General features: G+C 41.8%; 11 protein-coding genes. 6 read left to right on the forward strand and 5 right to left on the reverse strand.

Going from position 1 to position 13,402, the window contains the following annotated elements:
- The first annotated feature begins 23 nt into the window (after window positions 1-23).
- Window positions 24-1,220: an elongation factor Tu gene (gene tuf, locus O3646_RS00790; protein WP_003008055.1), complete on the forward strand. Its 1,197-nt coding sequence runs from the start codon at window positions 24-26 to the stop codon at window positions 1,218-1,220.
- A gap of 163 nt (window positions 1,221-1,383) precedes the next feature.
- Window positions 1,384-2,142, forward strand: coding sequence for a triose-phosphate isomerase (tpiA, locus tag O3646_RS00795; protein WP_031574020.1), 759 nt, complete (start codon window positions 1,384-1,386; stop codon window positions 2,140-2,142).
- 75 nt (window positions 2,143-2,217) lie between these two features.
- On the opposite strand, the gene O3646_RS00800 is transcribed toward tpiA, so the two are convergent.
- The 4 genes from O3646_RS00800 to O3646_RS00815 are packed head-to-tail and all read right to left on the reverse strand — an operon-like array spanning window position 2,218 to window position 6,780.
- Window positions 2,218-3,453 (reverse strand): aminoacyltransferase, encoded by a 1,236-nt coding sequence (locus O3646_RS00800; protein WP_031574023.1) that lies wholly within the window; start codon window positions 3,451-3,453, stop codon window positions 2,218-2,220.
- Between the two features lie 5 nt (window positions 3,454-3,458).
- Window positions 3,459-4,670, reverse strand: coding sequence for an aminoacyltransferase (locus O3646_RS00805; RefSeq protein ID WP_155169452.1), 1,212 nt, complete (start codon window positions 4,668-4,670; stop codon window positions 3,459-3,461).
- A 3-nt stretch (window positions 4,671-4,673) separates the two neighbouring features.
- Window positions 4,674-5,480, reverse strand: coding sequence for a sugar-phosphatase (gene yidA, locus O3646_RS00810; protein ID WP_371610375.1), 807 nt, complete (start codon window positions 5,478-5,480; stop codon window positions 4,674-4,676).
- Window positions 5,470-6,780, reverse strand: a complete 1,311-nt coding sequence (locus tag O3646_RS00815) for an HD domain-containing protein (protein WP_003013512.1) — start codon at window positions 6,778-6,780, stop codon at window positions 5,470-5,472. The genes yidA and O3646_RS00815 overlap by 11 nt, the downstream gene beginning before the upstream one ends.
- A gap of 115 nt (window positions 6,781-6,895) precedes the next feature.
- On the opposite strand from O3646_RS00815, the gene O3646_RS00820 reads away from it, so the two are divergent.
- From O3646_RS00820 to O3646_RS00830, 3 genes are all read left to right on the forward strand, one after another.
- Complete coding sequence (locus O3646_RS00820; protein ID WP_003008038.1) at window positions 6,896-7,279, forward strand: DUF1934 domain-containing protein; 384 nt, start codon at window positions 6,896-6,898, stop codon at window positions 7,277-7,279.
- A 202-nt stretch (window positions 7,280-7,481) separates the two neighbouring features.
- Window positions 7,482-10,166, forward strand: a complete 2,685-nt coding sequence (locus tag O3646_RS00825) for a calcium-translocating P-type ATPase, PMCA-type (protein ID WP_371610376.1) — start codon at window positions 7,482-7,484, stop codon at window positions 10,164-10,166.
- A 121-nt stretch (window positions 10,167-10,287) separates the two neighbouring features.
- The gene (locus O3646_RS00830; RefSeq protein WP_049514648.1) at window positions 10,288-10,956 is read left to right on the forward strand and encodes an MIP/aquaporin family protein; all 669 of its coding nucleotides are present in this window, start codon (window positions 10,288-10,290) and stop codon (window positions 10,954-10,956) included.
- A gap of 308 nt (window positions 10,957-11,264) precedes the next feature.
- Here the strand turns inward: O3646_RS00830 and O3646_RS00835 are convergent, their stop codons facing one another.
- Window positions 11,265-12,122: a metallophosphoesterase gene (locus O3646_RS00835; RefSeq protein ID WP_070846020.1), complete on the reverse strand. Its 858-nt coding sequence runs from the start codon at window positions 12,120-12,122 to the stop codon at window positions 11,265-11,267.
- A gap of 174 nt (window positions 12,123-12,296) precedes the next feature.
- Between O3646_RS00835 and prfB the strand changes: the two genes are divergently transcribed.
- Window positions 12,297-13,392, forward strand: a protein-coding gene (gene prfB, locus O3646_RS00840) for a peptide chain release factor 2 (protein ID WP_100209015.1) whose coding sequence is annotated in 2 segments (ribosomal slippage) — window positions 12,297-12,368 and window positions 12,370-13,392 — 1,095 coding nt in all. Because the reading frame shifts where the segments join, the coding sequence is not laid out codon by codon here.
- Window positions 13,393-13,402: the final 10 nt, after the last annotated feature.

Genomic DNA, 13,402 nt, shown 5'->3' on the forward strand with positions numbered 1-13,402 from the left:
TTTTATTGGAGGCTTTTACTCAAATGGCAAAAGAAAAATACGATCGTAGTAAACCGCACGTTAACATCGGTACAATCGGACACGTTGACCACGGTAAAACTACCCTAACTGCAGCAATCACAACTGTTTTGGCACGTCGCTTGCCTTCATCAGTTAACCAACCTAAAGACTATGCGTCTATCGATGCTGCTCCAGAAGAACGCGAACGCGGTATCACCATCAACACTGCACACGTTGAGTACGAAACTGCAAAACGTCACTACGCTCACATCGACGCTCCAGGACACGCGGACTACGTTAAAAACATGATCACTGGTGCCGCTCAAATGGACGGAGCTATCCTTGTAGTAGCTTCAACTGACGGACCAATGCCACAAACACGTGAACACATCCTTCTTTCACGTCAGGTTGGTGTTAAACACTTGATCGTCTTCATGAACAAAGTTGACTTGGTTGACGATGAAGAATTGCTTGAATTGGTTGAAATGGAAATCCGTGACCTTCTTTCAGAATACGATTTCCCAGGTGATGACCTTCCAGTTATCCAAGGTTCAGCTCTTAAAGCTCTTGAAGGTGACTCTAAATATGAAGACATCATCATGGAATTGATGGATACTGTTGATGAGTACATCCCAGAACCAGAACGCGATACTGACAAACCATTGCTTCTTCCAGTCGAAGACGTATTCTCAATCACTGGACGTGGTACAGTTGCTTCAGGACGTATCGACCGTGGTGTTGTTCGTGTCAACGACGAAATCGAAATCGTTGGTATCAAAGACGAAATCCAAAAAGCAGTTGTTACTGGTGTTGAAATGTTCCGTAAACAACTTGACGAAGGTCTTGCAGGGGATAACGTTGGTGTGCTTCTTCGTGGTATCCAACGTGATGAAATCGAACGTGGACAAGTTATCGCTAAACCAGGTTCAATCAACCCACACACTAAATTCAAAGGTGAAGTTTACATCCTTACTAAAGAAGAAGGTGGACGTCATACTCCATTCTTCAACAACTACCGTCCACAGTTCTACTTCCGTACAACTGACGTAACTGGATCTATCGAACTTCCAGCTGGAACTGAAATGGTAATGCCTGGTGATAACGTGACTATCGACGTTGAGTTGATCCACCCAATCGCCGTTGAACAAGGTACTACATTCTCAATCCGTGAAGGTGGACGTACTGTTGGTTCAGGTATGGTTACTGAAATCGAAGCTTAATTCGATCTAGTTCCCAGATTAACAATTATATAGACAGACAGAAAACCCCGTGAAGACGGGGTTTTTATTTTGGTAAAAAGTAAAATGAGCTTGTGCAACCTTTCGTTATGACGAAAATTATGGTAAAATAGTAGTATAAAATTAGAAAAAAGAGGTATGTGAAATGTCACGTAAACCATTTATCGCTGGTAACTGGAAAATGAACAAAAATCCAGAAGAAGCAAAAGCATTCGTTGAAGCTGTAGCATCAAAACTTCCTTCAGCTGACCTTGTTGAAGCTGGTATCGCAGCTCCTGCAGTTGACTTGACAGCTGTACTTGCTGCTGCTAAAGGTTCAAATCTTAAAGTTGCTGCCCAAAACACTTACTTTGAAAATGCTGGTGCCTTCACTGGTGAAACTAGCCCACAAGTTTTGAAAGAAATCGGTACTGACTACGTTGTTATCGGTCACTCAGAACGTCGTGACTACTTCCATGAAACTGATGAAGATATCAACAAAAAAGCAAAAGCAATCTTTGCGAACGGTATGCTTCCAATCATCTGTTGTGGTGAAAGCCTTGAAACTTACGAAGCTGGTAAAGCAGCAGAATTCGTAGGGGCTCAAGTTTCAGCTGCTCTTGCAGGATTGACTGCAGAGCAAGTCTCTTCAACAGTTATCGCATACGAACCAATCTGGGCGATCGGTACTGGTAAATCAGCTTCACAAGACGACGCACAAAAAATGTGTAAAGTTGTTCGTGACGTTGTAGCTGCTGACTTTGGTCAAGAAGTGGCTGACAAAGTACGTGTTCAATACGGTGGTTCAGTGAAACCTGAAAACGTTGCTGAATACATGGCTTGTCCAGACGTTGATGGAGCTCTTGTGGGTGGTGCATCACTTGATCCAGAAAGCTTCTTGGCATTGCTTGACTTTGTTAAATAATGATATATAAAAAGGCGAGAGATTTCTCGTCTTTTTTATAGTAGAAAAGACCAGCTACAAAGCTGGTCTTTTGAGTTAGGAACGTCCTAATAGTTTCTTAATGAGAGAAATCATTTTGTATTTCAGAGGATTTGGGTAATAACGGAAGGTCCCCATCTTACGGACGATGTAGCCGTTGAAGTTTTGTTTGAAACGAAGAACACCGTCTGACCCGTCAAAGATTCCTTGAATACCAAGGAAGTTATATCTTGGGATACCACGTTTGATGGTTTCAAGCATCATATATTCCTGGAGAACAGCAGGAGCATAGAACTTATTAAATTCTGTATAAGAGCCACTGAATAAATAGGTGGATTCTTGTGGCATATAGACAAAGAGACTACCTGCAAGAATGACGTCTTGATCTCCATATTTTTCAATATATTCTTTCGCGTCCTTCTTTCTCACCTCAAAGGTATCAAACTGGCTAGAGAATTCACGAAGTTGATTTTGTTTTTTCTCTGAATGTGGGTTGACTTCAAGATCTTTCTGTAATTTCTCAATCTTCTGTGCTAGTTTTCCTTGGTCTTTTTCAAGATTCGTGTAGTAATGGTGGAAGTTCAGTGTTGCGATCATGAAATCTGCATTGTCGCCAAAACTGTCATAGAAAGTTTGGTAATAATCCAAGGTCTTATCCTGATAGTCGCGACGGTCACTGGTTGAGGAAGTAATATCCTTAAAGAGTTGCAGTTCATCTCGGTTTAATCGTTTCAGTTTAATACCGAAAGATTTAGCTTTCTTGACAAGTGGCTTTCCTTTTTTACTGAAGCTCTTGAGAAGATTTTTTTCGGTGATGCCCTCCATATCTTTCACATAATGCCAATCACCTTCTCCTCCTGGATAACCTGTTGTTAAACCATCATGCTGATAGCCCAATTTTTTTAGGGTATCCATAAAATGAGTTTGCTCTTCACTGGTTGGATTCCCGTCACTGTCAAAGGTTTGATAGGTATCATAGGGCTTAATAACGAGTTCAATAGCCCCATTTTCTTTCGCATAGTCTTTTAAAGCTGCATAGAAAGGTTCTAGCATAGCTTCCTTTTGGTAAAGGGGGCCAGAATTGATTTCCATATGGAGACCACCTGTCATAGGAAGACTGTACAAGATTGCTGCCACTTGGACTTGATCTTCTTGCTTCCAAGCGATAAATTGGACGGTATTTCCTCGCTTTTCAAGCAGATCTGCCATTTCAGCAGACTGGATAAAAGAGCGATGGGAGACAGTATTTGCAAATGAGGTAAATTCTTCTTTTGAAATTGTCGTAAGAGTCATGTAACTTATTTACTCCTTAATTTTTTCCGGATCTTGTAGACTTTGTTTACAAGTGGATAAAGTGGACTGGTTGGGAGGTTGAATTCCCCAACAAATTCTTCAATGACAGGATTAAATTTAGATTTGAAATGATAGAGACCACCATCGAGTGAATTTTCAATGCCCCCCATATTTTGCCAAGAAGCACCACGGTCGAAAGCGTGTTGGGCAGTTTCATACCAGGTGAGGATAGCAGGTTGGTAACGGCGGAATTCTTCATCCATCCCTGCATAAACATTTTCAGACGTCCCACCGAATTCAAGGCTTAAGGTCCCAGATAAAGGAACGATCTGTCTACCTGCTTGGAGATGCTGTTCAAGAAATTGCAGTTCTTCCTCTATCCGCTCTTTTTCTTTTTGGTTATTCTCAACCTTGCCAGGCTTTGTTTTTTCTGTGAATTTTTCAGCCTCTGCCTTATTTTTTTCAAGATCTTTTGTAAGGGAGGTTTTCCGTTTCTCGAGATCTAGCGTAGACAAAGTAATGTAGGATTGTCCTTGGTAGGTTGTGAGCAGTTTTTCGTAGTAGTCTTTTCCACGTAAATGAATGCTTTTACGAGCCTCAGTCTTTTTCATGAGAGAAGCAAAGTCCTCTAACAATTCGGTTCCGCCAAATTGGACTTGGATCCCTTTGTTTCGAGCAGTTCGGATGGCTTGTCGAGTAGATTTTGAAAGATCTTGCTCAGTGAAAAACTCTTTGTGGATATTCGCTTGAAAGCGTGGTTGGATATTTTCTGCCAGATCACTTGTTCGGCCAGTCCATTCAACCCCTTCTTTAGTTAAGGTATCGATCACCGCTTGTACATCAGTGGTTTCCGTATTTTCTTGTCCAATCAAGTGTTTGCTCAAGAAAAGACTTGGATCAAATTTAACAAACAAGGCCTTGTGTTGTTTGGCTATCTTTTTAAGGGATTGGATCACATATGAAACCAGCTCCTTGTTTTGGTAATCCATAATAGGGCCTCGAGGAATGTAGAGCATGGAAAAGCCAAGTGGCAGGGGTTGAATCAAGATGCTTGCAACAGCGACTAATTGATCTTCTTGATAAAAACCAACACGTTCATTTCCCCAATTATCTTTAATTTTTGCCCATGAACTGCTTTGTAAGAGATTGGTTTGGTCACTCTGAATAACAAAGTCATCATGCTCACTAGCAGAAATTCCTAGCTGGTAATGGTACATTTCTTATAATACCCACTTTCTAATGGCGTATGCAACGCCAGATTCATCATTTGATTTGGTAATAGTTGTAGCAATTTTTTTAAGAGCTGGATTGCCATTTTCCATAACGACAGCATGTTCCACGACTTCTAGCATGGAACGGTCATTTTCTTCATCTCCGATAGCCATGGTTTCTTCTTGCTGGATTCCAAGTCGTTCAGCTAGATGAAGAACAGCTGCTCCCTTATTGGTTGTTTTCCCTAGAATTTCTAAATAAAAAGGAGCTGATTTGACCATAGTGAAGCGATCCTTGAATTCTTTAGGGATTTTTGCAATCGCAGCATCTAGAATATCTGGTTCATCGATATACATGGCCTTGACAAATTCTTTCTCACGAACTTCTTCAGGCGTCCGGTAATAAAGGGGCATATTGACCAGTTGAGATTCATGAATGGTGTAGCGTCCGATATCGCGATTGCTGGTATAGATGCCATCTTTAGTAATCACATGAGAGTGGATTTGGAGTTTGTTAGCAAGAGACTCGATATCGAGATAGTCCTCATAATCTAAAAGGTCCTTGATGAGTTCTTTTCCAGTAGCGGTTTCTTGAACCAGACCGCCATTAAAGGTAATGACATAGTCTCCAGGATCCATCAAATGGAGTTCTTTTAAAAGTTTTGAGACCCCTGCGATAGGACGACCTGTTGTGATAACGATTTTAACGCCTGCAGCTTTAGCGTCTTGAATGGCTTCAAATACGGAAGGTGTGATCTCTTTTTTTGAATTGAGAAGTGTACCATCGATATCGATCGCAACTAATTTAATGGACATCCGTCTCTCCTGTAAAATAATCATTGTTGATATAGGAAGTGAATTCCTCTACTTGCTTACTGAAAAGTCCATTAACCTCCAGCATTTCTTTTGGGAAATAGAAGCGGTTGTCCCCATAGCGAGTTCCTGCAAGAGCAGCGACGAGTGGAGACAACTGAGACAATTCAGCGAGACTCCCATCTTTTCGGATCATCTCGATCTGAGTCCGCGGTTTTTCAAGCTCTGGTCGATAAATATCGTAGGGCAGGTCAAAATTTTGATGAATAGCTGTGTAGTAGGTTGGATTAAACCCAACCTCTTTAATCAGTTTTTCAAGGATTACTAAGTCTTTTCGCTTATCTTCTGTAAATAGAATCGATTTAAAGACTTTCCGATTAATATAGCGCTGTGCAAGATCAGACAAGATGGTATCCGGACTATCCATCCAGACTTGGAAATAGGTATTCATCACACCGTCATCTAGATTTAGGTAGTCTTGGATGGTGACCTCTTCTTCAAAAAATGGAATCAAGCGAGGTGAAGTCAATTGAAAATACTCTTTCTGATCGGGATAAATGGTTCTAGCGCGTTTGAGTAGATTTTGAAGGAGGACTTCCATGGCACGAGTAGCCGGGTGGAAGTAGACCTGCATATACATTTGGTAACGGCTGACCACGTAATCCTCGACAGCGTGCATGCCATTTTGTTGGAAGGCAATGCCATTTTCAATCGGTCGAATGACGCGCAAAATACGGGTCAAGTCAAATTTTCCATAGGAAGCACCCGTAAAGTAGGCATCCCGCAGTAAATAATCCATCCGGTCCACATCAATTTGACTAGAAATCAATTGCACCACTTGTTTATTGGGGTAGGTATGATCAATGACGCTGGCTACACGATTTGGGAAATCAGGTGCTACCTGTAAGAGGATCTGATTGACCTCCGTCTCTGGACTGGTGATGATCAGCTGGGTCATTTTTTCATGATCGGTCCCAAAGAGTCCTTCGAAGGTATGGGAATAGGCACCATGTCCAATGTCATGAAGAAGAGCGGCTGTCATGGTCAGTAAGTTTTCATCAGAATTCCATTGCTCTGCATACTTTTCCTCAAAAATGGACAGAATGCGTCTTGAAATTTCATAGGCGCCAAGACAGTGAGAAAAACGACTATGCTCCCCACCGTGGAAGGTAAAACCAGATGTCCCCAGTTGTTTGATGCGGCGTAGTCGTTGAAATTCTTTACTATTAATTAATTGATAAATGATGGGATGATCCACATGAACGTAATCATGCACGGGATCGCGAAAGACTTTTTCATTCATGGGTCTATTATAGCAAAAAAAAGCCTATTTTGCGATCTAGAGGCTAATAGGGGCAGTCAAAATGCGTAAAATTTGATAGAATAGTAAGGCAAGAAAAGAAGAGAAGGAGACAAAGATGCAGATTCGCATTCAAAATACCATTCGATTTGGAGAAGAAATGGAAATCGTTGATCAGTACTATCAAGGTGAATGGAAGGAAAAAGCAGGTTTTCAATATCTCTTGTATACCAATGAAGAAGATGAAAAGGTTGCTTTGAAATTTTCCAATGATGAATTGGTCATGACACGATTCTCAAGTCCTAAATCCATCATGCGTTTCTACAAAAATGAAGATGGTGGGGCAATCATCCCAACTCCGATGGGCATTCAGCAGTTTTTGATTACAACAGACCTCTTTCAATTAGAAGCAGGTCATTTGCAAGTCTCTTATCGCTTGTTAACTCTCGATGGAGAACAGGAATTTGCTAATTATCAATTACTGGTGGAATGGGAAGAATAGACCTCATTAAATTATTAGAGATCCCGCTTGCTTTATTCTATAAAAATGGTATAATAAAACCACTCAAGGGAGTAGCTGGCGGTTTACCGCGATAGTGTCGTCATTACGAATTATTTCCGGCACTATATTAAACAGCGAGACTTGTTTTTTTAAAAAACAGGTCTCTTTTTTGTAAAAAGAGGCCAAAAAGGAGGAGACTGTTTTGTCAAAAGAACAAAATAAAGACTTGTTTTACACACAAACCTCAGAAGAAGTCCTAAAGAACTTGGACTCATCGATCGAAGGTTTGTCAACTGCCCAAGCTCAAGAACGCTTAGCGACTTATGGTCGAAATGAGTTAGAAGAGGGAGAGAAACGTAGCCTATTAGCTAAATTCCTTGATCAATTTAAGGATTTGATGATTATCATCTTGCTCGCGGCAGCGGCACTTTCTGTGGTTACAGAAGGGATGGATGGTTTAACAGATGCCATTATCATCTTGGCCGTTGTTGTCTTGAATGCTGCCTTTGGGGTTTACCAAGAAGGGCAAGCAGAAGCAGCCATTGAAGCTCTGAAAAATATGTCTAGCCCGATGGCTCGGGTTCGTCGTGATGGTCATGTTATTGAAATTGACTCAAAAGAATTGGTGCCTGGAGATATCGTCTTGCTTGAAGCGGGAGATGTGGTGCCTGCCGATATGCGTTTGCTTGAAGCGGCGTCTCTTAAAATCGAAGAAGCTGCTCTTACTGGTGAGTCTGTACCGGTTGAAAAGGATATTACTCAAATGGTAGAAGCAGATGCTGGTATCGGAGATCGTGTTAACATGGGTTACCAAAACTCAAACGTAACATACGGTCGTGGTATTGGTGTCGTGACCAACACTGGTATGTATACAGAAGTTGGTAAGATTGCAGATATGTTGGCTAATGCTGACGAGACAGAGACACCATTGAAGCAAAGCTTGGAACAATTATCTAAGGCCTTGACTTACTTGATTATTGTGATTGCCGTTATTACTTTCTTGGTTGGTGTATTCGTTCGTGGTGAACATCCGTTGGAAGGCTTGATGGTGGCGGTTGCTCTTGCGGTTGCTGCGATTCCAGAAGGTCTCCCTGCCATTGTAACCATCGTTCTATCATTGGGAACTACAACCCTTGCAAAACGGAATTCAATCGTCCGTAAATTGCCAGCGGTTGAGACTCTCGGTTCAACAGAAATCATTGCATCTGATAAAACAGGTACCTTGACTATGAACCAAATGACTGTTGAAAAGGTTTATACCAACGGTCAATTGCAAAGCTCGGCATCTGAAATTGCTGCTAGCAACAATACCCTACGTATCATGAACTTTGCCAATGACACCAAGGTGGACCCATCTGGCAAGCTGATTGGTGATCCAACGGAGACAGCTCTTGTACAGTTTGGTTTGGACCACAACTTTGATGTTCGTGAAGTCTTGAAGGATGAGCCACGTGTTGCTGAATTACCATTTGACTCAGACCGTAAGCTTATGTCGACTATCCATAAGGGATCTGACGGTTCTTACTTTATCGCTGTCAAGGGTGCACCTGATCAATTGCTCAAGCGTGTGACTCGTATTGAAGTCAATGGGGAAGTTCGCCCAATCACAGAAGAAGATAAAAATGCTATCCTTGCAACCAACAAAGATTTGGCTAAACAAGCCCTTCGTGTTTTGATGATGGCTTATAAGACAAGCAACGAAATCCCAACCTTGGAATCTGAAATCGTTGAGTCTGACCTCATCTTCTCTGGTTTGGTCGGAATGATTGACCCTGAACGTCCAGAAGCTGCAGAAGCTGTACGTGTCGCTAAAGAAGCAGGTATCCGTCCGATTATGATCACTGGTGACCACCAAGATACAGCGGAAGCTATTGCCAAACGTCTCGGAATCATCGATCCAAATGACACAGAAGACCATGTCTTCACTGGTGCTGAGTTGAATGAACTCACTGATGAAGAATTCCAAAAAGTCTTTAAGCAATACTCTGTTTATGCACGTGTATCACCTGAGCACAAGGTTCGTATCGTTAAAGCTTGGCAAAATGAAGGTAAGGTTGTCGCTATGACGGGTGATGGGGTCAACGATGCGCCTTCACTTAAGACAGCTGATATTGGTATCGGTATGGGAATTACAGGTACAGAAGTTTCTAAAGGAGCTTCTGATATGGTCCTTGCTGATGATAACTTTGCAACCATTATCGTAGCGGTAGAAGAAGGACGTAAGGTCTTCTCAAATATCCAAAAATCAATCCAATACCTCTTGTCTGCTAATATGGCTGAAGTTTTCACCATCTTCTTTGCAACATTGTTAGGTTGGGATGTGCTTCAACCAGTGCATTTGCTATGGATTAACCTGGTAACAGATACGCTACCAGCCATCGCTCTTGGGGTGGAACCAGCTGAGCCAGGCGTTATGACTCACAAACCTCGTGGGCGTAAGTCTAACTTCTTTAATGGTGGTGTCTTCGGAGCAATCATTTATCAAGGGATCTTCCAAACCATGCTAGTTTTAGGTGTTTATGGTTGGGCTCTTCTCTTCCCAGAGCACCAAAGTCATACTGAAATCCATGCGGATGCCCTTACCATGGCTTTTGCAACTCTTGGTTTGATCCAATTGCTCCATGCCTTTAACGTTAAATCGGTTTACCAATCGATCTTTAAAGTGGGACTCTTCAAGAACAAGACCTTTAACTGGTCGATTCCAGTTGCCTTTGTTCTCTTGATGGCGACCATCATTGTCCCTGGATTTAACAAACTCTTCCATGTCTCTCATTTGAGTTTGACACAATGGTTAGCAGTTATGATTGGTTCGCTCTTGATTGTTGTTCTCGTTGAGATTGTCAAAGCCGTTCAACGTGCACTTGGAAAAGATAAAAATGCCATTTAAGCATAAAAAAAGTCATCTTCGGATGGCTTTTTTTGCGGGCAAAATAGACTGGGCATATTTCTTGAGGTACGTGTGGATTTTTGATAAACTAGTCAACAGTTTGAAGAAAGGAAACTTAGTTATGAAAAAGTTTTTTGCTGAAGTAATCGGCACATTTATGCTTGTCTTTATCGGGACTGGCGCAGTTGTTTTTGGAAATGGAACAGAAGGTCTGGGACATTTAGGAATTGCCTTGGCATTCGGTTTATCCATTGTTGCAGCAGCTTACTCAATTGGGACTGTTTCTGGTGCCCACTTGAACCCAGCTGTTTCGATTGCCATGTTTGTGAACAAACGCTTGTCTTCAAAGGACTTGGTTAATTATATTGCAGCTCAAGTAGTGGGGGCGGTTCTCGCATCTGCAACAGTACTCTTCCTCTTGTCAAATTCAGGTATGTCAACAGCTAGTCTTGGTGAAAATGCCCTAGCGAAGGGTGTGACTCCATTTGGCGGATTCTTGTTTGAAGTAATTGCTTCCTTTATCTTTATTTTGGTCATCATGACAGTGACATCAGCTAGCAAAGGTAATGGCAAGATCGCTGGTCTTGTGATCGGCTTGAGCTTGACTTTGATTATTCTTGTTGGTTTGAACATTACAGGACTTTCTGTTAACCCAGCTCGTAGCTTGGCACCTGCCCTCTTTGTTGGTGGTGCAGCCCTTCAACAAATTTGGATCTTTATCTTGGCTCCAATCGTTGGCGGTGTTCTGGCTGCAATCGTTGCAAAAAATCTTTTGGATACAGAAGAGTAAAAAAATTGGTCCCAGAGGGACCAATTCAGATTGAAAACAAAGTCATATAAAAAACTTTCCTTAGGTGAGTACGGACGTCAGCGAACTTCTTCGAAGTTCCATGACTAATTATTGAGCCTAGGGTCTCAATAATTCCGAGTGCCTGAAATGTTATTGTTTCAGGCACTTTTCTCACAGCGGAAAGTTTCGGTATTTTCTCGATCGATTTAAAAATTGGAACTTATTTATTTTTTGCAGAATCGCTTAACTTATTTTACTTTAAAATAGTTTGTCTACATTCTAAATTGGTTCCGAAGGAACCAATTTTTTTATAGTTTAAGGATCGTCATGGCTTGAGAAAATTCATGAGCGAGCTGTTTTTTCTTGTATGCTTTAAATTCGGGGAGGTCTTTGATTCTGCGATAGCGTTTGTAGGGATCGTATCGTTTTGGAAAATCATATTCAGGAAAAGCTTCGAAAAATTGCTTGCAGAGCTCCCATTCTCGGACATAGCCTAAAGGTCTGGCATGATAGGTGATGGTGTCAATCGTTGTTGCTGGCATTCGGTGATGGCTATGACCAAAAATCACTTCTCTGACAGGATATTGTCTAAACAGTTCATGAAAGGCTTGGCTCCCTAGAAAAGCATTAAAGCGTTCAAAATAAGGGTGGCGCAGGAGAAACTGACTATGAGGAACAAAGTGCATAGCGATGATCAAGGGTTGATCCACTTGCATGAGTTCTGTTTCGAGCTCTTGCAACAGACGTTGGGTAATGGCTGGATCAGATCCCCTTCGTTGGAGACGTCTGTCAAACCAAAACAGATTCTTGGTTTGGAGATGTTTTTGGGGAGAGATAGTAGGAACAAAGCTGTAGTCATACCAGCCCGAAAAGGCAAGGAGTGTATGCTTTGAAAAAGGAATCTTTTGAAATTCAAAAGGTCTCATGGCTTCTTCTGATAGGCCCAGCATATCATGATTTCCCAAGCTAAAGGTCACTGGAAGATGACAATGAAGTTGGTCTAAAAATTTCTGTGAGGTCTTTTCAAAGCCGTTGGCAATATCTCCTGCAATATGGAGATGTTGAATTTTTTTGTCCTTGAAAAGAGTGATCAGGGTCTCTAATTCTTCTTTACCGAAGTTGTTCGAATCAATATGTAAATCGGACATAAAAGCTACTATTGTCATGCTACCAGTCTAGCATAAGAGGATCTTTTTTTCTAACAATTAGGTTACAAATGAATGGAAAAATGTTGAAAATTAGCTGGCTTGGCAGTAGTCAACCAGCAGATCCAATATTGGAAGGTGGGCAAATAGTGAAGGTTATGATATAATAGACTAGATACATAGAAAGAGGTACTTATGGACATTTCAGAAATTCGTCAAAAAATTGACGCAAATCGTGAAAAATTAGCTTCTTTCAGGGGGTCTCTTTGACTTAGAGGCATTGGAAGAAGAAATTGCCATTTTAGAAAATAAAATGACAGAACCTGATTTTTGGGATGATAATATTGCTGCGCAAAAGACATCTCAAGAATTAAATGAACTCAAGCAGACCTATGAAAATTTCCATCAAATGGTGGATCTCTTTGATGAGTCAGAAATCTTACTGGACTTTTTGGCAGAAGACGATTCGGTCAAGGAAGAATTGATCGAGAAGTTGGAGGAGCTGGATAAACGTATGACCAGCTATGAGATGACCTTGCTATTGTCTGAACCCTATGACAATAATAATGCCATCCTAGAAATCCACCCAGGTTCAGGAGGAACAGAAGCTCAGGACTGGGGCGACATGCTTCTTCGGATGTATACTCGTTTTGGAAATGCCCACGGATTTAAAGTTGAAGTCTTGGACTATCAGGCTGGAGATGAGGCTGGAATCAAGTCTGTGACCCTATCCTTTGAAGGGCCACATGCATACGGTCTTCTGAAATCTGAAATGGGCGTTCACCGTTTGGTTCGGATCTCTCCATTTGACTCCGCTAAACGTCGTCATACCTCCTTTACATCTGTTGAGGTCATGCCCGAATTAGACGATACCATCGAAGTCGAAGTTCGTGATGATGATATCAAGATGGACACCTTCCGCTCTGGTGGAGCTGGTGGACAAAACGTCAACAAGGTCTCTACAGGGGTGCGCTTGACCCACATTCCGACAGGGATTGTAGTGGCGTCCACCGTGGATCGGACCCAATACGGGAACCGTGATCGTGCGATGAAGATGTTGCAAGCTAAACTCTACCAATTAGAGCAAGAGAAAAAAGCAGCAGAAGTGGATTCTCTAAAAGGGGATAAAAAAGAAATCACCTGGGGAAGTCAAATCCGCTCCTATGTTTTTACCCCTTATACCATGGTTAAGGACCACCGGACCAACTACGAAGTAGCGCAGGTGGACAAGGTGATGGATGGAGATATCGATGGCTTTATCGATGCCTACCTTAAATGGCGTCTCCAATAACCTCGAGGGA

Origin of the sequence: Streptococcus sp. 27098_8_148 (assembly GCF_041432105.1) — a bacterium.
In the GTDB taxonomy this organism is placed as follows: Bacteria; Bacillota; Bacilli; order Lactobacillales; family Streptococcaceae; genus Streptococcus; species Streptococcus parasanguinis_AE.